The sequence below is a fragment of the Paractinoplanes hotanensis genome (genome assembly GCF_023717965.1).
In the GTDB taxonomy this organism is placed as follows: domain Bacteria; phylum Actinomycetota; class Actinomycetes; order Mycobacteriales; family Micromonosporaceae; genus Actinoplanes; species Actinoplanes polyasparticus.
Genome location: NZ_JAMQOL010000068.1, coordinates 68372 through 88720, shown reverse-complemented (window position 1 = coordinate 88720; position 20349 = coordinate 68372). Strand labels below are relative to the sequence as shown.

Annotated in this window: 18 protein-coding genes and 1 pseudogene; 17 read left to right on the top strand and 2 right to left on the bottom strand. The window is 73.1% G+C overall.

The window, feature by feature from the left end:
• Positions 1 to 885, bottom strand: a pseudogene (locus LXN57_RS41185) (hypothetical protein); the annotation flags it as partial.
• Between the two features lie 33 nt (positions 886 to 918).
• Between LXN57_RS41185 and LXN57_RS41180 the strand changes: the two are divergent.
• From LXN57_RS41180 to LXN57_RS41170, 3 genes are all read left to right on the top strand, one after another.
• Positions 919 to 2151, top strand: coding sequence for a hypothetical protein (locus tag LXN57_RS41180; protein ID WP_251803737.1), 1233 nt, complete (start codon positions 919 to 921; stop codon positions 2149 to 2151).
• Entirely contained in the window at positions 2148 to 3152 is a 1005-nt protein-coding gene (locus tag LXN57_RS41175; RefSeq protein WP_251803736.1) for an HAD-IIA family hydrolase, read from the top strand. Before LXN57_RS41180 ends, LXN57_RS41175 begins: the two co-directional genes overlap by 4 nt.
• An 86-nt stretch (positions 3153 to 3238) precedes the next feature.
• The gene (locus tag LXN57_RS41170; RefSeq protein ID WP_251803735.1) at positions 3239 to 3871 is read left to right on the top strand and encodes a flavin reductase family protein; all 633 of its coding nucleotides are present in this window, start codon (positions 3239 to 3241) and stop codon (positions 3869 to 3871) included.
• A gap of 155 nt (positions 3872 to 4026) precedes the next feature.
• On the opposite strand, the gene LXN57_RS41165 is transcribed toward LXN57_RS41170, so the two are convergent.
• Positions 4027 to 4362 (bottom strand): alkyl sulfatase C-terminal domain-containing protein, encoded by a 336-nt coding sequence (locus LXN57_RS41165; protein ID WP_251803734.1) that lies wholly within the window; start codon positions 4360 to 4362, stop codon positions 4027 to 4029.
• Positions 4363 to 4469: 107 nt separating this feature from the next.
• Between LXN57_RS41165 and LXN57_RS41160 the strand changes: the two genes are divergently transcribed.
• The 14 genes from LXN57_RS41160 to LXN57_RS41095 all read left to right on the top strand — a co-directional run bounded on the left by LXN57_RS41160 (position 4470) and on the right by LXN57_RS41095 (position 20159).
• Positions 4470 to 5351 (top strand): phasin family protein, encoded by an 882-nt coding sequence (locus tag LXN57_RS41160; RefSeq protein WP_251803733.1) that lies wholly within the window; start codon positions 4470 to 4472, stop codon positions 5349 to 5351.
• Positions 5352 to 5355: 4 nt separating this feature from the next.
• Positions 5356 to 5640 carry a hypothetical protein gene (locus LXN57_RS41155; protein WP_251803732.1) on the top strand — a complete coding sequence of 95 codons (285 nt, stop codon included), beginning with the start codon at positions 5356 to 5358 and terminating at the stop codon, positions 5638 to 5640.
• The gene (locus LXN57_RS41150) at positions 5637 to 6494 is read left to right on the top strand and encodes a TlyA family RNA methyltransferase (protein ID WP_251803731.1); all 858 of its coding nucleotides are present in this window, start codon (positions 5637 to 5639) and stop codon (positions 6492 to 6494) included. Before LXN57_RS41155 ends, LXN57_RS41150 begins: the two co-directional genes overlap by 4 nt.
• Entirely contained in the window at positions 6491 to 7378 is an 888-nt protein-coding gene (locus LXN57_RS41145; protein ID WP_251803730.1) for an NAD kinase, read from the top strand. The genes LXN57_RS41150 and LXN57_RS41145 overlap by 4 nt, the downstream gene beginning before the upstream one ends.
• 54 nt (positions 7379 to 7432) lie before the next feature.
• On the top strand, positions 7433 to 9178 hold the full coding sequence (recN, locus tag LXN57_RS41140; RefSeq protein WP_251803729.1) for a DNA repair protein RecN: 1746 nt from the start codon (positions 7433 to 7435) through the stop codon (positions 9176 to 9178).
• 121 nt (positions 9179 to 9299) lie between these two features.
• Complete coding sequence (steA, locus tag LXN57_RS41135) at positions 9300 to 10478, top strand: putative cytokinetic ring protein SteA (protein ID WP_251803728.1); 1179 nt, start codon at positions 9300 to 9302, stop codon at positions 10476 to 10478.
• 18 nt (positions 10479 to 10496) lie between these two features.
• Complete coding sequence (locus tag LXN57_RS41130; RefSeq protein WP_251803727.1) at positions 10497 to 11438, top strand: copper transporter; 942 nt, start codon at positions 10497 to 10499, stop codon at positions 11436 to 11438.
• 25 nt (positions 11439 to 11463) lie between these two features.
• Positions 11464 to 12297, top strand: a complete 834-nt coding sequence (locus LXN57_RS41125; RefSeq protein ID WP_251803726.1) for a hypothetical protein — start codon at positions 11464 to 11466, stop codon at positions 12295 to 12297.
• A complete protein-coding gene (gene murJ, locus LXN57_RS41120) occupies positions 12294 to 13985 on the top strand; it encodes a murein biosynthesis integral membrane protein MurJ (RefSeq protein ID WP_251803725.1) in 1692 nt (563 codons plus the stop codon). Before LXN57_RS41125 ends, murJ begins: the two co-directional genes overlap by 4 nt.
• A gap of 12 nt (positions 13986 to 13997) precedes the next feature.
• Positions 13998 to 15104, top strand: coding sequence for a glycosyltransferase family 4 protein (locus LXN57_RS41115; protein WP_251803724.1), 1107 nt, complete (start codon positions 13998 to 14000; stop codon positions 15102 to 15104).
• A complete protein-coding gene (locus tag LXN57_RS41110) occupies positions 15101 to 17320 on the top strand; it encodes a hypothetical protein (protein WP_251803723.1) in 2220 nt (739 codons plus the stop codon). Before LXN57_RS41115 ends, LXN57_RS41110 begins: the two co-directional genes overlap by 4 nt.
• Before the next feature lie 131 nt (positions 17321 to 17451).
• Positions 17452 to 19131, top strand: coding sequence for a CTP synthase (gene pyrG, locus LXN57_RS41105; protein ID WP_251803722.1), 1680 nt, complete (start codon positions 17452 to 17454; stop codon positions 19129 to 19131).
• Positions 19128 to 19724 carry an NUDIX domain-containing protein gene (locus LXN57_RS41100; protein ID WP_251803721.1) on the top strand — a complete coding sequence of 199 codons (597 nt, stop codon included), beginning with the start codon at positions 19128 to 19130 and terminating at the stop codon, positions 19722 to 19724. The genes pyrG and LXN57_RS41100 overlap by 4 nt, the downstream gene beginning before the upstream one ends.
• Before the next feature lie 186 nt (positions 19725 to 19910).
• Positions 19911 to 20159: a hypothetical protein gene (locus tag LXN57_RS41095; RefSeq protein ID WP_251803720.1), complete on the top strand. Its 249-nt coding sequence runs from the start codon at positions 19911 to 19913 to the stop codon at positions 20157 to 20159.
• The last annotated feature ends 190 nt before the right edge of the window (positions 20160 to 20349 follow it).

The window sequence follows — 20349 nt, the reverse complement described above, 5'->3', positions numbered from 1 at the left end:
CGTCCTCAGGGCGGTGGCTTCCGTGACCGTGGTGACCGTCCCCAGGGCGGTGGCTATCAGGGCCGTGGTGACCGTCCTCAGGGCGGTGGCTTCCGTGACCGTGGTGACCGTCCCCAGGGCGGTGGCTATCAGGGCCGTGGTGACCGTCCCCAGAGCGGTGGCTATCAGGATCGCGGTGACCGTCCTCAGGGCGGTGGCTTCCGTGACCGTGGTGACCGTCCCCAGGGTGGCGGCTACCAGGGCCGTGGTGACCGTCCGCAGGGCGGGTTCCGCGACCGCGAGCGCGGCGGCTACCAGGGCCGGGACGACCGGGGCGGCGAGCGTCCGCAAGGCGGCGGCTACCAGGACCGTGGTGACCGCCCTCAGAGTGGCGGCTATCAGGGCCGGGGTGACCGCCCGCAGGGTGGCGGCTACCAGGACCGCGGCCGGGACGACCGGGGCGGGTTCCGTGGTGGCGACCGTCCGCAGAGCGGCGGCTACCGGGGCGACCGCGATGCCGGCGGCGCCCGCGGCAGCTACCAGGGTGGCTCCGGCGGTTACCGCGGCGGCGACCGTCCGCAGGGCGGCAGCTACCAGGACCGGGGCGACCGGCCCAGCGGTGGCTTCCAGGACCGTGGCGGCTTCCGGGACCGCCCGCAGGGCGACCGGCCGGGCAACCGCGGCGGCGGCGGCTTCCGCGACCGTCCGCAGGGCGACCGGGGCGGCTACCAGGACAGGGGCGACCGCGGCGGGTACCGGGGCGACCGGGGACCGCGCGAGGGTGGCTTCCGCGACCGCGAGGACCGCGGCCCTCGCGACGGTGGCTTCCGCAGCCGGGACGACCGCGGCTTCCGGGAGCGTGAGGACCGCGCCCCCAGCGTCCGCGACGACCGCGAGAATCGGCACCCGGCGAACGACGAGCGGGCCCGCGAGGACCAGGTGGCGTTCGTAGCGCCCGAGATCCCCGAGGACATCGAGGCGGCCGACCTCGACAAGGAGGTCCGCTCGGAGCTGCTGTCGCTGGCCCGGGAGATCGCCGACAAGGTCGCCCGGCACCTCGTCGCGGCCGGTCAGATCATTGACGAGGACGCCGAGCTGGCGCTCCAGCACGCGATCGCGGCCCGGCGGCTCGCGTCGCGCATCGCCGTGGTGCGCGAGGCCGTGGGCCTGGCCGCGTACGCGGCGGGGGACTGGACGACCGCGATCGCCGAGCTGCGTACGTACCACCGGATGACCGGGCAGCAGACGCACCTGGCCGAGCTGGCCGACTGCGAGCGCGCGCTGGGCCGCCCGGAGCGGGCCATCGACCTCTACCGGGGCGCCGACCTCGAGAAGATGGACAAGTCGGGGGCGATCGAGCTGCTGATCGTGGCGGCCGGCGCCCGCACCGACCTCGGCCAGAACGACGCGGCGGTGTCGATGCTCCAGGTACGCGAGCTCAACACCGACGAGGACGCCGAGTGGGCGGCGCGCTTGCGTTACGCGTACGCCGATGCCCTGCTCGCCGCCGGCCGGCGCGAGGAGGCCCGCGAGTGGTTCACCCGGGCCGCGACGGCCGACGACGAGGGCCTCACCGACGCGGCCGAGCGACTGCTCGAGCTCGACGGCGTGACCCTGGCCGACGAGGACACCGAGCCGGACGACGGTGACAGGCGCAGCGGCACGACTCCCGCCGAGGAGGAGGCCGAGCTCGACGGCGACGACGAGCGCGCGACCGTCGACGACGACGATGAGGACGACGAGTACGACGACGAGGACGAGGACGACGAGTACGACGACGAGGACGAGGACGACGAGCCGGCGGCCCGCGGCGACATCGAGGACGGCGACGACGAGGACGACGAGCCCGCGGCCCGCGGCGACATCGAGGACGACGAGGACGAGGACGACGAGCCGGCGGCCCGCGGCGACGACGAGGACGGCGACGACGAGGACGACGAGCCCGCCGCCCGTAACGACGTCGAGGACGGGGACGACGAGGTGGCCGCGGTGGCGGACACCGATGTCAACACCGACCCGGTCGCCGTCGAGGACGTCGCCGAGGAGCTCGAGGCGGACGCCGAGGAACTGGCCGACGAGAAGCGGGCCGAGGCGGGCCGGGACGAGAAGGACGAGAAGGACGAGAAGGCGGCCGACGAGTTCGTGAGCGAGCGGAAGCCGTCGCAGGAGTGACGGCCGATCTGGCGGGCGGCTACGACCTGGTCGTCTTCGACCTCGACGGCGTCGTCTACCTGATCGACAAGCCGATCGCCGGCGCGGCCGAGGCGGTCGGGCAGTTGCGGGGGCGGAAGACAGCGGTGGCGTACGCGACCAACAACGCGTCCCGCCGCGCCGCCGACGTGGCCGCGCTGCTCACCGGAATGGGTGTGCCGGCGGCACCGGCCGAGGTTCTCACCTCGGCCGGCGCCGCGGCGGCCGTGCTCGCCGAGAAGCTCCCCGCGGGCTCCCCGGTGCTGGTGGTCGGCGCGGACGCGTTGCGCGACGAGGTCCGCGAGGCCGGCCTCACCCCGGTCGGCGAAGCCGGGGACGAGCCGGTCGCCGTCGTCCAGGGTTACGGCCCGGACGTCGGCTGGCGCGTTCTCACCGAGGCCTCGCTCGCGGTGCGGGCCGGGGCCATGTGGGTGGCCACGAACACCGACCGCACGCTGCCGAGCCCGCGCGGCCCGCTGCCCGGCAACGGCTCGCTGGTGGCCGTGCTGCGCACCGCGCTCGACCGCGACCCGGATCTGGTGGTCGGCAAGCCGGGACCGGCCCTGTTCACCACCGCCGCGTCCCAGGCGCACGCCGAGCACCCGCTGGTGGTGGGCGACCGCCTCGACACCGACATCCGGGGCGCGGTCGCCGCGGGCCTGGACAGTCTGCTCGTGCTGACCGGCGTGAGCGGCCCGGCCGATCTGCTGGCGGCCGATGAGTCCGAGCGTCCCACGTTCGTGGCGGCGGATCTGTCGGGCCTGTTCCGCCCGGCGGCCGAGGCTGCCGTGCCGCTGAAGGCGGAGGACGCGGGCGGCTGGCGGGTGGACCGCGACGGCGACACGGTGACGCTCGCCGGCGCCGGCGACCCGGTCGTGGCGCTGCGTCTGCTGTGCGCGGCCACGTGGTCGGGCGTTCCCCTGTCGGGCATCACGGCCGCCTCCGACGCGGCCCGCGAACTGCTCGGCGCCTGGAAGCTCTAGACGTCTGCTTCGTGGCCCGACAGGGCGGCGACGCGACGTCCGAAAGCCGCCAGCCCTCGGCCGGGCGGCCGGGCCAGCATGGAGCCATGCATGTCGTACCCGGTCTCAAGGTCCTGTACTTCGGCACCCCGGTGGTGCTCATCAGCACGCTCAACGCGGACGGCACAGCCAACCTGGCACCCATGTCGTCGGCGTGGTGGCTGGGCCAGTCGGCGATGCTCGGGATGGGCGATCGCAGCCGTACCGCCGAGAACCTGCGCCGCGAACGCGAGTGCGTGCTCAACCTGCCGTCCTCGGCGCTGGTGGGCGCGGTCGACCGGATCGCCCTGACCACGGGACGCCCCGACGTGCCGCCGGCCAAGGCCGAGCAGGGCTACCGGTACGTGGCCGACAAGTTCGCGCTCGGCGGGCTGACCCGGCAGACGTCGGTTCTCGTGGCGCCGCCGCGAGTGGCCGAGTGCCCGATCCAGTTGGAATGCCGCGTCGCCCGGGCGCACCGCTTCACCGGGGATCTGCACGCCACGGCGTACGAGATCGAAGTTCTGCGGACGCACGTCGAGCAGAGCCTGCTCGTGCCGGGCACCGCCCACGTCGACCCGCTGCGATGGGACCCGCTGATCATGAAGTTCACCGAGTTCTTCGGCGGCGGGGTCAACCTGCACCCGTCCCGGCTGGCGGCCGGGTGGCGGATGCCCGCGCTGGGCGCCGCCGGGCGGTGAGCCTCAGAACAGCGGCTGGCCGCCGGGGTGGCGGATGCCCGCGCTGGGCCCCGCCGGACGGTGAGCCTCAGAGCAGCGATGCCCGCGCTGGGCCCCGCGAGACGGTGAGCCTCAGAGCAGCGATGCCCGCGCTGGGCGCCGCCGGACGGTGAGCCTCAGAGCAGCTTGCGCAGCTTGAGCAGGTCGAACGGGTTGGCCTTGACCTGGATCTGGCGACCGGCGAGGGCGCGGGTGACGTCGAGCTTGCCGGCGATGAGGGCCAGCAGCTCGTCGCTGTCGGCGATCAGCGCGATCTTCGCCTTCGGGTCGTCGCCGTCGGCGATGTCGACCAGCAGACCGTCCGTGAGCCGGCCGTGGAAGGCCGTCCGCAGGTCGGGGACGCGGCACGCCAGCGTGCGGTCGAAGTCGAGCCGGCCGCGGGTCTCGGCGTTGCGTTGCAGCCTCGCGGCCAGGTCGTGCAGAGCCTGCCGGCACTCGTCCACGGTGGCCATCTGAACCCTTTCCTCACGACACCTGTACGCGTACCGCACCGTACCTCACGAGGACAGGCCGACCGACCGGTAGCGTTGCACCCGACGAGCCGCGAGAGGAGCGGAACATGCCGGACGCATGGCGGGCGTATCTGGAGATGGCGCTCGGACTGACCGAAGTACCGCGCAAGCGCGCCCAGAAGGTCGTGGGCGACGTGGTGAACCGTGGCGGTGCCACGGCCGCGCAGTTGCAGGGCCTGGTCGACGATCTGCTGTCGGCCGGCATGGCGAACCGTGAGGCGCTGACCAACATCGTGCGCTACGAGGTCGACAAGGCGCTCGGCGTGGTCGGCCTGGCCACCGCGGAGGAGGTCACCGAGCTGACCACCCGCGTTCGGGATCTGGAACGGCAGCTGCGGGACGCCGAGTCGCGCGCCCAGACCGGGATCGCGGCCGACGCGCCCAGCGAGGGCGTCGGCGGCACCCGGGTCGACGAGCCGGCGCCGAGGCCGCGTGCGGCCAAGAAGGCGGTGGCCAAGAAGGCGGTTCCCAACGCGATGCCGTCGGCGGGCACCACGCCGTCGCAGCCGCCGGCCAACACCCCGCGCGAGACCCCGGCCAAGAAGGCGGTCGCGAAGAAGACGGTCGCCAAGAAGGCCGTGCCACCGCCCGACGAGGTGATCCCGGCCGATCAGAAGGCGACCGCGAAGATCGCCCCGGCCACGGCCCAGGCCGAGGCGCAGGGCGCGCGCCCTGCGAAGAAGGCGCCGGCCAAGAAGGCGGCCAAGGCAACCGAAGCACCGGCCAAGAAGGCGGTCAAGGCGACCGAAGCACCGGTGACCGAAGCGCCGGCGAAGAAGGCCGCGGCCAAGAAGACGGCGGCGAAGAAGGCGGTGGCCAAGAAGACCACGCCGAGCGCGCCGGCCGGCACGGCCGATGCCCCCAACGCCGCCGTACGCGAGGCCGCGGCCGCCACCGAGCTGCCGCCGACCTCGAGCCCGGAGGCGTGAGCCGATGACGTTCCCGACGCCGGGTAATTTCCGCCCCGGGCCGCCGCCGGTGCCGCGGCCGCCGATGCACGCTCCGAGCCCGCAGCCGGCGCAACAGTCGTCGACCGGCGTGCCGCAGGCTGTCGACCAGCAGACCGGCGAGATCGTGCGGGAAACGGGCCACCCGGCCGTCGACGCCGTGCTGAGCGCTCTCGAGAACGCTTCCCGGCTCGCCCCGTCCGAACAGATCGCCGAGTACGAGGCGGCTCACCAGGTTCTCCAGGAGACCCTGGCGAGCATCGACCGGTGAAGCGGGCCCGGCTCGACGCCGAGCTGGTGCGCCGCAAGCTGGCCCGCTCGCGCGAGCAGGCAGCGGCGCTGGTCGAGGCCGGCCGCGTGCAGGTGCGTGGCACGGTCGCCCGCAAGGTGGCCGCGATGGTCGACCCGGCCGACCCGGTGCTGGTCACCGGCGAGGATCCGGCGACCGAGTACGTCTCGCGGGGCGGGCACAAGCTGGCCGGGGCGCTCGCCGCGTTCGGCCCGCGGGGGCTCGCCGTCGAGGGGCGCCGGTGCCTCGACGCCGGCGCCTCCACCGGCGGGTTCACCGACGTGCTGCTGCGCGCGGGGGCCCGGCAGGTGGTGGCGGTCGACGTCGGCTACGGGCAGCTCGCCTGGCCGATCCGCACGAACGAGCGGGTCGTCATCTTCGAGCGCACCAACGTCCGGGCCATCACGCCGGAGTCGATCGGCGGCCTCGTCGACCTGACTGTGGCGGATCTCTCGTTCATCTCGCTGCGGCTGGTGCTGCCCGCGCTGGCCGGCTGCACGGCGCCCGACGGCGACCTGGCGCTCATGGTCAAGCCGCAGTTCGAGGTGGGCAAGGAACGGGTCGGCGCGGGCGGGGTCGTCCGGGACTGGAAGCTGCGGGCCGAGGCGGTGCTGGACGTCGCGGCGGCCGCGGCCGAGCTGGGTCTGGGCGTGGCCGGGGTGACCGCGAGCCCGCTGCCGGGGCCGAGCGGCAACGTCGAGTTCTTCGTCTGGTTCCGCCGCGACGCTCCGCCCGCCGATCGAGCGCAGATCGAAGAAGTTGTCGCGGCCGGGCCCGCGACCAAGGTAGCTTCTGCCGGGCCGGAGCAGACGGCATCCCCTTTGGAGGACACATGACGCGCTCGGCCCTGCTGGTCACGCACACCGGCCGGCGGCAGAGCACACAGCACGCTCGCACGGTCGCGCAGGACCTGCTGGCGGCCGGTTTCGAGGTCCGTGTGATCACCGAAGAGGTGGCCGATCTCGACCTGCCGCCCGAGGTGACCCCCGTCGAGGGCCGGGGCGTGGCCGAGGGCGTCGAGATCGTGCTGGCGATGGGCGGCGACGGCACCTTCCTGCGCGCCGCCGAACTGGCCCGCCCGGTCAAGGCGCCGCTGCTGGGCATCAACCTGGGCAAGGTCGGCTTCCTGGCCGAGGCCGAGATCGACCACCTCGACCAGGCCGTCAAGGACGTCGTCGACGGCGCGTACAAGGTGGACGAGCGGCTGACGCTGGACGTTCGGGCCGAGTACGGCGGCCGCGTGATCGCCGAGTCGTGGGCGCTCAACGAGGTCAGCGTCGAGAAGGGCCAGCGGGCGCAGATGCTCGAGCTGCTGGTCGACGTCGACGGCCGGCCGCTCGCGCGTTACGGCTGCGACGGTGTCGTGTGCGCGACGCCGACCGGTTCCACCGCGTACGCGTTCTCGGGCGGCGGCCCGGTGGTGTGGCCCGAGGTCGAGGCGCTGCTGCTGGTGCCGATCAGCGCCCACGCGCTGTTCAGCAAGCCGCTGGTGACCGCGCCGACGTCGACGTTCGCGCTGACCGTCGACCCCTACACCTCGTTCGCCGTGCTCTGCTGTGACGGTCGCCGCACCTGGGACCTGCCGCCGGGAGCCAAGGTCACCGTCGAGCGCGGTCAGCTTCCGGTACGCCTGGTCCGGCTCCAGCCGAGGCCATTCACCGATGTGCTCGTGGCCAAGTTCGCGCTTCCGGTGGAGGGCTGGCGCGGCAATCGCCGCTGATCCGTGGTGACCGCCGGTGGGCAAATGTCGGGGGGCACCGATACTGTCTGCCGTGTGCTGGAGGAACTGCGCATCACCGGGCTCGGCGTCATCGACGACACGACGCTGCGGCTGACGGCGGGCATGAACGTCATCACCGGTGAGACCGGTGCCGGAAAGACAATGGTGGTGACCGGTCTGGGCCTGCTGTTCGGCGGCCGGGCCGACGCGGGCCGGGTCCGGGCCGATCCCGGCCGCGCGGTCGTCGAGGGCCGCCTGCGGCTGGGCGGCAAGCTCGCCGGCGAGGTGACCACGCGCATCACCGACGCCGGCGGCGAGATCGACGACGACGGTTCGGTGCTGCTGAGCCGCACGGTGACCATCGAGGGCCGCTCCCGGGCCCATGTCGGTGGCCGCAGCATGCCGGTGGCGATGCTCAGCGACCTGGGCGAGCGGGTGCTCGCCGTGCACGGCCAGTCCGACCAGCTGCGCCTGCTGCGCCCGGCCGAGCAGCGGGCCGCGCTCGACCGCTTCGCCGGCCCGGAACACGAGAAACTTCTCGAGACCTACCGCGAGGCGTACGGCCGCTTGCGGGCCGTCGTCGACGATCTGGCCGACCGCCGCCGCAACGCGCGGGCCCGCTCGCAAGAGGCAGACCTGCTCAAGCTCGGCCTCGACGAGATCAGCCGGGTCGATCCCCAGCCCGGTGAGGACGACGATCTGCGGGCCGAGGTGCAGCGGCTCGAGCACGCCGAGGGGCTGCGGATCGCCGCCGCGCTGGCCGCCCAGGCGCTGGCCGGCGGGGTCGAGGTCACCGACGAGGCGCCCGACGCGACCGAGCTGCTCGGCACGGCCCGCCGCACCCTCGAGGCGCAGGCCCCGGTCGACCCGATGCTGGGCGAGCTGGCGGCCCGCATCGAAGAGGCGGCCACCCTGGTCGCCGACGTCTCGTCCGAGCTGTCGGCCTACCTGGGCAGCCTCGACGCCGACCCGGCCCGCCTCGAGCAGATCTACGAGCGCCGGGCCGAGCTGCGCGCGCTCACCCGCAAGTACGCCGACGACGTCGAGGGCGTCATCGTCTGGGCCGAGCAGGCGCGCACCAAGCTGGCCGCGCTCGACTCGTCCGACGAGCTGCTCGACGAGCTCGACAAGGAACGTCAGCGCCTGTCCGCCCAGGTGGGCGAGCTGGCGGCCCGGCTCACCGAGGCCCGGGTCGAGGCGGCGGGCCGCTTCTCCGAGGCGGTCAGCGTCGAGCTCGCCGGCCTGGCCATGCCGCACGCCAAGGTCGAGGTCGCGGTCGTCCCGCGGGTGACCGGCAAGGACGAGCCGACCGCCGGCGACCTGCCCGTCGGCCCCGACGGCGCCGACGAGGTGGAACTGCGTCTGCTGGCCCACCCGGGCGCGCCGTCGCTGCCGCTGCAGAAGGGCGCGTCCGGCGGTGAGCTCTCCCGGGTGATGCTCGCGATAGAGGTCGTCTTCGCCGGCGCCGGCGGCCCCGAGACGCTGGTGTTCGACGAGGTCGACGCGGGTGTGGGCGGCACCGCCGCGGTCGAGATCGGCAAGCGGCTGGCCCGGCTCTCGCGCACCCACCAGGTGCTGGTGGTGACCCACCTGCCGCAGGTGGCCGCGTTCGCCGACCGCCACCTGGTCGTCGCCAAGGACACCAGCGGCGCGATCACCACCAGCGGGGTCCGGATAGTCGAGGAGACCGAACGGGCGCGGGAGCTCTCGCGCATGCTCGCCGGTCTGCCCGACTCGGATCTGGGCATCGCCCACGCGGAAGAGCTGCTCGCCGTCGCGGGTCGCGAAAAAAGGGCCTGACCAGCAGGTTCGGTCATGGCACCATGACCGAGAGGGACTAGCGGGGCGAATGCCCCTTTTGTGGGTGAGATCGCGCATGTCGCGTGCCAGGCGCGTGATTCGGCATGTCAGGATGGCCGTGATGCGACTTCCCACTTTGCGCCGCGCGCGGAGCACCGATCCCGATGCCCTCGCCGGCACCGCCCGCCTCGACCGCCGGACCAAGCGTCTGACCGGCCGGCTGCGCCCGGGCGAGATCGCCGTGATCGATCACGTCGACATCGACCGGGTGGCCGCCGACGCGCTCGTCGCCGTCGGCGTCGCTGTCGTGCTCAACGCCAAGCCGTCGATCTCGGGCCGCTACCCGAATCTCGGCCCCGAGGTGCTGATCAAGAACGGCGTCGTGCTGATCGACGACCTCGGCGAGGAGATCTTCGAGAAGCTGCGCGAGGGCGACTCGGTGGTCGTCGAGGGCGACACCGTGCTGCTCGACGGCGAGGCGGTCGCCTCCGGCGTGCGGCAGGACGCGGAGACCGTGGCGCGCTCGATGGCCGACGCCCGCGAGGGGCTGTCAGTGCAGCTCGAGGCATTCGCCGCGAACACCATGGACTATCTGAAGCAGGAACGCGACCTGCTGCTCGACGGCGTGGGCGTGCCCGAGGTGCAGACCCGCATCGCCGGGCGGCACGTGCTGATCGTGGTCCGGGGTTACGACTACAAGGACGACCTGGACGTCCTGCGGCCCTACATCCACGAGTACAAGCCGGTGCTGATCGGCGTCGACGGCGGGGCCGACGCGCTGGTCGAGTCCGGCTACACGCCCGACATGATCATCGGCGACATGGACTCGGTGACCGACGACGTGCTGCGCTGCGGGGCCGAGGTGGTCGTGCACGCGTACCCGGACGGCCGGGCCCCCGGCCTCGAGCGGGTGCACAACCTGAACGTGGCCGCGCTGACCTTCCCGGCCGCCGCCACCAGCGAAGACCTGGCGATGCTGCTGGCCGACGACAAGGGCGCCACCCTGATCGTGGCCGTGGGCACGCACGCCAACCTGGTCGAGTTCCTCGACAAGGGCCGCGGCGGCATGGCCTCCACCTTCCTCACCCGGCTCAAGGTCGGCGGCAAGCTGGTCGACGCCAAGGGCGTGAGCCGGCTCTACAAGCAGAACATCTCCGGCTCGGCGTTGCTGCTCCTGGTGCTGTCGGCGACGGCCGCGATGGCCTCGGCGGTGGCCGTGTCGACGGTCGGGAAGGCGTACCTGACCGTGGTTTCCGAGTGGTGGGACAATCTGGTTTTCCAGCTCGGACATCTTTTCTGACGTTTACGGGGCATTGTCGTGATCAACTTCCGGTACCACGTGGTGTCGCTCACCGCGGTCTTCCTCGCCCTGGCCATCGGCCTGGTCGTCGGCACCGCGGCGCTCAACGGTCCGGTGGCCGACAACCTCAAGAGCCAGATCACCGCGCTCAACAAAGACCTGGGCAACAAGCGGGACGAGATCAACCAGTACCGCGAGGAGATCAACCGCAGCCAGGAGTTCGCCACCGAGATTGCGCCCACCGTGCTCAACGGCAAGCTCGCCGGGCGCAAGCTCGCGGTGCTGGCCCTGCCCGGCACCGACCAGTACGCCGACAAGGTCATCTCGATGCTGACCATCGCCGGCGCCACGATCACGGCCAAGGTCACGGTGCAGGACAAGTTCTTCGACCCGGCCGTCGAGCTCGATCTGCTCGACCTGGCCAACGAGTCGTCGCAGCCGACCATCCCGATCGCGGCCGTGCCGCTGAACAGCAACGGCGTCGAGACGGCCAGCGCCCAGCTCGCGCTCGCGCTGCTGCAGCGCAGCCCGGTCACGGCCACCCAGCCGGCCGCTGGTGACGTGACGGCGGTGCTGACCGCCTACAGCGAGCAGAGCTACATCTCGGTCGATGACAAGGCGGTGGGCGGGGCCGAGGCCACCGTGATGATCAGCGGCGCGCCGGCCGTCGACAAGGACGCGGCCAAGAAGTCGCAGTCGCTGGTCTACATGGCCACCGAGGTGAGCAAGAACCGTCCGCTGGTGGTGGCGGGTGTCGGCGTGGGCGAGGGCAACGTGATCTCGGCCGTGCGCGGCGACCCGACTCTGGTCAAGAGGATCTCCACGGTCGACAACGCGAGCACCGCCGACGGCCAGGTCGCGTCGGCCATGGCCACCGTCGAGCGGGTCGTGGACGACGAGGTCGGCCATTACGGCCTGGCCGCCGGCGCGTCCTCGCTGGTGCCCAAGGCCGCCTCGTAGCGCCGGTTCTCTAGACTTCCGACCCATGGCAACCCTCCGCTCGTTCGGCGCCGGCGCGGCCGTCGCCCGGGCCGCGCTCGCCTGGATCCGCCGCGACCAGCACGCGGGCGTGCTCGAGCGCACGAACTTCCACGGCCGCACGGTCACCCTCGCGGGTGGTCCAGCGCTCGCCGCGGGCGCGACCGCGGCCGCGGCACTCGGCGCGGGCAGCGGCCGGCTCGCCGCGGCGGCCGTGACGGCCGGGGCGGTCTCGGGGGCGGTCGGGCTCTACGACGACATCGCCGGCAACCGGCCCGAGCAGAAGGCGGCCAAGGGTTTCGCCGGTCACCTGGGCGCGCTCCGCGAGGGGCGGATAACCAGCGGCCTGGTGAAGATCGCCGGGGTGGGCGCGGCCGGCCTGGTGGCCGGCGCGCTGGTCGGCAGCAACCGGCCCAGCCGCCTCGGGCGCACCACCGACGTGCTGCTCGGTGCGGGGGTCGTCGCCGGCCTGGCCAACCTGGTCAACCTGCTCGACCTGCGACCGGGCCGGGCGATCAAGGCCGGGGCCATCCTGGGCGCGCCGCTGGCTGTGGGGCGCCGCGGCGGCATCGCGGCCGGCGCTCTCGGCGCCTCGGCGGCGCTGCTGCCGGACGACCTGGGCGAAGAGATCATGCTGGGTGACGCGGGCGCCAACGCGCTGGGCGCGCTGCTCGGCGTGGCTCTGATCGCGCGCTGCGGCCCCGGCGGGCGGCTGGCCGCGCTGACCGTGCTGGGCGCGCTCACCGCGGCCAGCGAGAAGATCAGCTTCACCCAGGTCATCAACGACACGCCGTGGCTGCGCGCCCTCGACGAGCTGGGCCGTCGCCCTCCGCAGGCGTGAGCGACACCCGCGGCGGGTCCGGCGAGCAGCGAGGCTCGACCGCCGAGCCTGCCGCGAGGAGCGCCGAGCCTGCCGCTGGGAAGGCCCAGCCTGCCGCGAAGACCGCCCAGCGTGCCGCGAGGATCGTCGGCCCCGGCGCGAAGATCGTGGGGGCGGCGGCGCTGATCACCGTGCTGACGGTGGTGGCCCGCATCGCCGGATTCGGTCGTACGTTCGTCTTTCTGCACACGGTCGGCCACGAAGACCTCGGCAACATCTACAACGCCGCCAACACGATCCCGAACATCGTCTTCGAGCTGGTCGCGGGCGGGGCCCTGGCCAGCCTGGTTGTTCCCCTGCTGGCCGGAGCGGTATCGGCTGGTGACCGCGAGCGGGTCAACGCGGTTTCATCGGCCCTGCTGACCTGGGTGCTGGTGCTGATGGTGCCGCTGGCCATCCTGGTCGCGCTGCTGGCCGGCCCCATCGCCGGGCTGCTGCCCAAGGTGCCGCCGGACCATCAGGAGACGGCCGCGAGCATGCTGCGGATCTTCGCGCCGCAGTTGCCGCTGTACGGCATCGGCATCGTGCTGACCGGCATCCTCCAGGCCCACCACCGCTTCGCCTGGCCGGTCATCGCCCCCTTGCTGTCCAGCGTCACGGTGATGGCGGCCTACCTCACGTACGCGGCGGTGGACGGAGCCAAGACCGACTTCGCCGGGCTGACCCGCACCGGCGCGCTGACCCTGTCGATCGGCACCACCTGCGGGGTCGTGGTCCTCGCGCTCTGCCTGCTGATCCCGCTGCGCAAGGTGAAGCTGCGACTGCGGCCGGCCCTGCGTTTCCCGGGCGACACCGGTCGGCAGGCGGTGCGGCTCGGCTGGGCGGGTGCCGTCACCGTCGGCTCCCAGCAGCTCATGACGATCGTCGCCATCGCGCTCGCGGTCAGCGACGGGCTGACCCTCTACAACGCCGCGCAGACCGTGTTCCTGCTGCCGTGGGCGGTGCTGGCAGTGCCGATGGCGACTGCCGTGTATCCGGCACTCTCGGCCGCGGCCAGCCGAGGCGAAGAGGACGCATACGCGCACGCGTTGTCGGCGGCGGCGCGGTCGGTGATCCTGCTGGCGGGCCTCGGCGTGGCTGCTCTGATCGCCCTGGCCGGTCCCCTCGCCTATCTGATCGACGCCGCCCCCGCGTCGTCCGGCATCGTGGGCTTCGCGCCGGGTCTGTTCGGTTACGCGCTGTTCGCCCTGCTCTCGCGGGCGTTGTATGCCCGGGGGGCCACGGTCGCAGCCGCGTTCTCGACGGCGGTCGGCTGGCTTGTGGCCGCCGGATCCGCCCTGGCCCTGGCCGGTCTGGGCGAGGACCGTCAGGTGTTCGGGCTCGGGCTGGCCAACGCCATCGGTATGTCGGTCATCGGCGTGCTGCTGGTGATCGCCGTGCGGCGGCACGCGGGCCCGCCGGCTCTCGCCGGTCTTGGCCGCGCCACGGCGGTTGGTGTCGTGGCGGCCACCTGCGCCGCGCTCGCCGGGTGGGGTGTGGTGGTCGGGGTCGACCGCCTGCTCGGCGACACCCCGCAGGCTGTTGTCAGCATCGTGCAAGGCATATTGGGTGGGCTCGTCGTGCTGGTGGCCTTCGTCGGCGCCGCCTACCCGATGGCCCGCCGCGAACTGGCGCCGCTGGCTCGCCGCCTGCGCCGCCGCGCGGCCTGAGAAGGAGGTTCCGTGGGCGAGGATTGGCGTGGTTCGGTGGCACTGGTGCTGGCCTCCAGCACGGGTGGGGTCGGCCAGCACGTCGCCTCGCTCGCCCGCGGCCTGGTCGCGGCGGGTTGCGAGGTGCTGGTGTGCGGCCCCGCGGCCACCGACGAGCTGTTCGGGTTCGCCGGCTCGGGCGCCATCTTCGTCCCGGTCGAGATTCCGGCCAGTCCCGGCCCGCAGGACGCGGGTGCCGTACGCCAACTGCGCAGCGCCCTCTCGGCCCGCCGGCCGGACGTGGTGCACGCACACGGCTTCCGGGCCGCCTTCGTGGCCCAGCTGGCGCGTTCCGGCACGCCGCTGGTTGTCACGTGGCACAACGCCGTGCTGTCGCGCAAGGGCCTGCGCGGGCAGGCGTCGCTGCTGGTCGAGCGGCTCGTCGCGCGCAACGCCACGCTCACCCTGGGCGCCTCGGACGACCTGGTCGAGCGGGCCACCGCGCTGGGCGCCCGCAATGCCCGCCTCGGGGCCGTCGCGGCCCCTACCCTGCCGCTGCCCAAGCGCACCCGCTCGGCCGTGCGGGCGGAGTTCCGCCTGCCGCCCGACACCCCGCTCATCGTCTCGGTGGGCCGCCTGCACCCGCAGAAGCGCTACGACCTGCTGGTCGACGCGTCGGCCCGCTGGCGCGACCTCGACCCGGCGCCGGTGGTCGTGGTGGCCGGCTCCGGGCCCAGCTACATGTTCCTGGCCCAGCGGGCGTCGCGGAAGCACGCGCCGTTCCACCTGCTCGGCCGGCGCAACGACGTGGCCGACCTGCTGCTCGGGGCCGACCTCGCGGTGATCACCAGCGAGTGGGAGGCGCGGCAGCTGTTCGCACAGGAGGCCCTCGAGTCGGGCGTGCCGCTGATCAGCACGGCCGTGGGCGGGCTGCCCGGCCTGGTCGGTGACGCGGCGATGCTGATCCCGCCGGACGACGTCGACGCGCTCGACAACGCTGTCCGGGCCCTGCTCGACGATCCGGCGCTGCGGGCCGACTACGCCGCCCGGGGTCCGGTGCAGGCCGCCACCTGGCCGCGGGAGGCCGACACGGTGGCCGACGTCCGCGCCGCGTACGCCGAAGTGACGGGCCGTTCGTGAGACTCGTCGACCGTCTGCGCCGGGTCCGTCCGGCCGCGTTGCCGCCGGCCCGCCGCCGCTGGACCTGGGTGCCCTACCTGCTGGTCGGGCTGATCGCGCTGGCCGGCATCGCCGGACTGGCGATCCGCCCGACGACCGACAACAACACCGGCAGCGCCGACTACGTGATCGTGGCCGGGTCGGCCGGGCTGCGCTGGGACGACCTCGACCCGCAGCGCACGCCCACGCTCTGGGCCGCGGCGTCGAAGGGCTCGATCGGCTGGCTGTCGGTGCGCTCGGCGATGCGGGTCACCTGCCCCTCGGACGGGTGGCTGACGCTCGGCGCCGGCAACTACGCCGCGTGGCCCCGGCACACCACGGGCAGCCAGTGCGAGCCCGCGTCGCCGGCGCTCACCCAGCCCGACGACATCGGCGCCAACCTCACCGAACAGCGCTCGGTGGTCCAGAACAACCAGGACACGCTTCCGTACGGGGCGGTGCCCGGCGCCCTGGCCGAGTCGGTGCGCTGCACGTACGCCTTCGGCCCGGCCGCGGCGATGGCGGCCGCCCGCCCGTTCGGCCGCGTCGACAAGTACCAGCCGTCGCTGCCGGTCGACCCCACCGGCCTGCTGTCGCAGTGCAACCTCAGCATCGTCGACCTGGGCGCGGTCTCGGGCAGCGGCGCCCAGCGGCAGCAGCAGGCGCAGGCGGCCGACGCCATGCTGGCCCGCGTCGTCGCCGCCCGCCCGCAGCGCTCCCTGCTGATGGTGGCCGGGGTGTCCGACACCGAGCGCTCGTCGCGCCTGCACGTGGCGATCGCCGAGGGCGACGGCTGGAACGGTGGCTGGCTCACCTCGGCCGGCACCGGCCGCGACGGCTACCTGCAGCTGATCGACCTCGCGCCCACGGTGCTGACGGCGCTGGGCCGGCCCGCGCCCGACAAGCTGTTCGCCGGGCGTACCGCCACTGTGGTCGAGGGCCGGCCGGCTGATGTCGCCGACGCGATGCTGGGCGTGCACAACGCCGACCAGCGCTCGGTCGCCCAGAACGCGGTCGCCGAGATCTTCTTCAAGGTGCTGGCCGGGCTGCAGATCCTGTGCTTCCTGCTGACCATCCCGGTGATGGTGCGCGCCCGCCGGCACGCCGGACCGCGGGGCCCGGCCCTGCCGTCGGCGCGGCTGGTCGCCGTACTGGAACTCGCTCTGATCGCGGCCGCGCTGGCCATCCCGGCCGCGCTGCTGGCCGATGCCACCCCGTGGTGGCGCTACGGGCACCCGGCCTGGGTCTTCGGCAGTGTCACCGGCCTGTTCATCGTGGTCGGCACCGTGCTGGTGCGGCTGGCCCCGCGCTACGGCCGCACCCTGTGGCCGCTGGGCGCGGTCGCCGCCATCGCGGCCTTGGTCGTCGGGTTCGACCTGCTCACCGGGGCCCAGTTGCAGCTCAACGGCGTCGCCGGCTATTCGGCGGTGTCCGGCGGCCGGTATGCCGGGGTGGGCGGGGTCGGCCTCGGCGTGTTCGTGGCCGGGCTGCTCGTGCTGGCCGGCTCGCTGGCCCAGTGGATCGCCAAGCCGTGGCGGCCGGTCGTCATGGTGCTGCTGGGCGGGATCGGCGTCGTCGTCGTGGGCAGCCCCTATCTGGGCGCCGACCCGGTGGGCGCGATCGCCGTCACCGCCGGGGTCTGCGTGGCCGCCGCCATCACCACCGGCGGCTGGCTGACGTTCTCGCGCTTCGCCTGGGCCGCGCTGGCCGGACTGGCCGTCACCATCGGCTTCGCGGCGGTCGACCTGCGCCGGCCGGCGGCCGACCAGGGCATCGTGGGCCGGCTGCTGACCGAGCTGGGCAACGGCACCGCCGGGCCGGCCATGCAGCGCGCGGCCACCGCCAACGGGCAGGCGCTGCTGGACAGCCCGCTGACGATCCTGGCCGTGGCCGGGGTGCTGATGCTGGCCTTCTGCCAGTTCTCGCCGTGGGGCGGGCTCAACCGGCTCTTCGGGCTGCACCCGGCGCTGCGGGCGGCCGGGGCCGGGATCACCGTGGCCGTGCTCATCGCCGGTGTGCTCAACGGATCGGCGCTGACCGTCGCCGGCGCCGCCGCAGCGGCTGCCGTGCCGACCGCGGTGCTCACCGCGCTGAGGGTGCTGCTGCACGCCGCCGACCGCACCCGCCCCGACGGGGAGTCCGACGGTCCGGGCGGTCCGGCCCTGCGCGGTCAGGCCTCGTCGGTCACTTCTGCGTGATCGCCCGACTGCGGACACGCGTCACCACCAGCCCGAACGTGCGGCCGCCGCCATAGGTGTTACGGTGGACTCCCGTGGATGGGGCCTCGCCCCGGCCGCAGTCACAATCAGGCGACCACGGGAGCAGGGCGTTGGCCTCTACAGTGCGCGACACGCGGCACATCTTCGTCACCGGGGGCGTCGCCTCCTCGCTGGGCAAGGGCCTCACCGCCTCCAGCCTCGGTAATCTTCTGACCGCGCGCGGGCTCCGGGTCGTCATGCAGAAGCTCGACCCCTACCTGAACGTCGACCCGGGCACGATGAACCCCTTCCAGCACGGCGAGGTCTTCGTGACCGAGGACGGGGCCGAGACCGACCTCGACGTCGGTCACTACGAGCGGTTCCTCGACCGGTCGCTCTCCGGCAAGGCGAACGTCACGACCGGCCAGGTCTACTCGGCCGTCATCGCCCGGGAGCGCCGCGGTGAGTACCTGGGCGACACGGTCCAGGTGATCCCGCACATCACGAACGAGATCAAGTCGCGCATCTTCGCGATGGCCGACCCCGACGAGTCCGGCCGGCGGCCCGACGTCGTCATCACCGAGGTCGGCGGCACGGTCGGCGACATGGAGTCGCTGCCGTTCCTCGAGGCGATCCGTCAGGTGCGCCACGAGGTCGGCCGCGACCACGTCTTCTACCTGCACGTCTCGCTCGTGCCGTACCTGGCGCCCTCGGGCGAGCTCAAGACCAAGCCGACCCAGCACTCGGTGGCGGCCCTGCGCAACATCGGCATCCAGCCCGACGCGCTGGTGTGCCGCAGCGACCGCGAGATCCCCGAGAAGCTGAAGCACAAGCTGGCGCTCTACTGCGACGTCGACCGTGAGGCCGTGGTGGCCGCGCCCGACGCCCCCAGCATCTACGACATCCCCAAGGTGCTGCACCAGGAGGGGCTGGACGCGTACGTCGTACGCCGTCTGGGTCTGTCCTTCCGCGACGTGAACTGGACGCAGTGGGACGATCTGCTGCACCGCGTGCACCATCCGAAGCGGACGATCACGATCGCGCTGGTCGGCAAGTACGTCGACCTGCCGGACGCGTACCTGTCGGTCAGCGAGGCCATCCGGGCCGCCGGCTTCGGCAACAACGTCAAGATCCAGCTGCGCTGGGTGCCCAGCGACGACTGCGAGACCACGGCCGGCGCCGCGGCTGCCCTCAAGGGCGTCGACGGCATCGTGATCCCCGGCGGCTTCGGCGTCCGCGGCATCGAGGGCAAGATCAATACTTCCCGGTACGCCCGCGAGAACCGGATCCCCATCCTGGGCATCTGCCTCGGGCTGCAGTGCATGACGATCGACGCCGCGCGCCACCTGGCCGGTCTGGCCGGGGCCAACTCGCTCGAGTTCGACGAGCGGGCCCCGTACCCGGTGATCTCGACGATGGCCGACCAGGAGGACATCGTGGCCGGCAAGGGCGACCTGGGCGGCACGATGCGCCTGGGCGCCTACCCGGCGGCGCTGACCGAGGGCTCGATCGTCGCCGAGGTGTACGGCTCGACCGACATCTCGGAGCGGCACCGCCACCGCTACGAGGTCAACAACGACTACCGGGCCAAGCTCACGGAGGCCGGCCTGGTCTTCTCGGGCACCTCGCCCGACGGCCGCCTCGTCGAGTTCATCGAGCTCGACCGCGAGACCCACCCGTACTTCGTGGCCACCCAGGCCCACCCCGAGCTGAAGAGCCGTCCCACCCGTCCCCACCCGCTGTTCGACGGCCTGGTCAAGGCGGCCGTGGAGTACGCGGCGGCCGACGAGCTGCCGGTGGAAGCGTCGTGACCTCCTTCGCGCACGAGACGCGTTCGCGGACCCCGCGGTACGAGGGCCCGATCTTCACGGTCTTCACCGACGAGGTGACGATGTCGTCCGGGGGCACAGCCCGGCGCGACGTCGTGCAGAACAAGGGCGCGGTCGGCGTGGTCGCCCTCGACGACGTCGGCCGGGTCGTGCTGATCCGGCAGTACCGCCACGCGGTGGGGCGGCGGCTCTGGGAGCTGCCGGCCGGCTTGCGCGACGTCAGCGACGAGGCCCCCGAGGCCACCGCGGCCCGCGAGCTGGAGGAAGAGGCGGACCTGCGGGCGAGCCTGTTCCACCTGCTGATCGACCTGCACACGTCGCCCGGCTTCGCCGACGAGACGATCCGCATCTTCCTGGCCCGTGAACTGTCGGCGGTGCCGGACGAGGAGCGTTTCGAGCGTACGGACGAGGAGGCCGACCTCGAGGTCGCCTGGATCGACCTCGACGAGGCGGTGGCCATGGTCTTCCGCGGCGACATCACCAACGCGGCCGCCGTGGGCGGCTTGCTGGCGGCGGCCCGGGCCCGCGACGAGGGCTGGGCGACGCTGCGCCCCGCCGACAGCCCCGCTCTCTGAGACCGGGTGAGCGCGGGCCGGCCGCCACCGCCCGCGCTCACCGTTTCCTCGGCGCCGGCGGGCTCGGGTCTCGGTCCGGTCCGTCGGGTTTGGAAAGATCGTGATCGTGGCGGGGCTGGAGAACCAACGCGGCTACTGGGACACCGTCGGCGCCACGAAGACCTTCACCCATCCGATCGAGGTCGGGTGGCTGCGCGGTCTGAACGCCACGCCACGGCCCGGCTCGTCGACTTCGGTTGCGGCTACGGCCGGATCACCGGAATCGCCGAGCAGCTCGGGTTCACCAACGCCGCCGTCTGCCGCCACCACAGCGTCGAGTGGCTCCTCGAACTTCTGCGCGACCGGTTCACCGTGAACGCCACCCGGGAGCTCGACGTCGTGACGATGAACTCGAACACCGCCCGCGCGATGCAGATCCTCGCGGCGAGGTCGTAGCCACTCCCGGAGGCGATTGCCCTCCGCGCCGAGGTCAATTTTCAAGATTTTCTTGGACCCGTTCTGAGCTGCGCATTTGCGCCGTGGCGAGGGGTGATTTGGGGGGTCTGGCGGGTGGGGGCGTTGAACCGGGCGGCGGGTGGGGGCCGTACTGGCCCGCAACACCGGTGACATCGACGTCCAACGACGA

Excerpts from the sequence above, each read along its gene's own strand:
- LXN57_RS41160 (WP_251803733.1), top strand. The coding sequence starts at position 4,470 with ATGCCGGACGCATGGCGGGCGTATCTGGAGATGGCGCTCGGACTGACC.
- LXN57_RS41155 (WP_251803732.1), top strand. The coding sequence starts at position 5,356 with ATGACGTTCCCGACGCCGGGTAATTTCCGCCCCGGGCCGCCGCCGGTG.
- LXN57_RS41165 (WP_251803734.1), bottom strand. The coding sequence starts at position 4,362 with ATGGCCACCGTGGACGAGTGCCGGCAGGCTCTGCACGACCTGGCCGCG.
- LXN57_RS41170 (WP_251803735.1), top strand. The coding sequence starts at position 3,239 with ATGCATGTCGTACCCGGTCTCAAGGTCCTGTACTTCGGCACCCCGGTG.
- LXN57_RS41125 (WP_251803726.1), top strand. The coding sequence starts at position 11,464 with ATGGCAACCCTCCGCTCGTTCGGCGCCGGCGCGGCCGTCGCCCGGGCC.
- LXN57_RS41145 (WP_251803730.1), top strand. The coding sequence starts at position 6,491 with ATGACGCGCTCGGCCCTGCTGGTCACGCACACCGGCCGGCGGCAGAGC.
- steA (WP_251803728.1), top strand. The coding sequence starts at position 9,300 with ATGCGACTTCCCACTTTGCGCCGCGCGCGGAGCACCGATCCCGATGCC.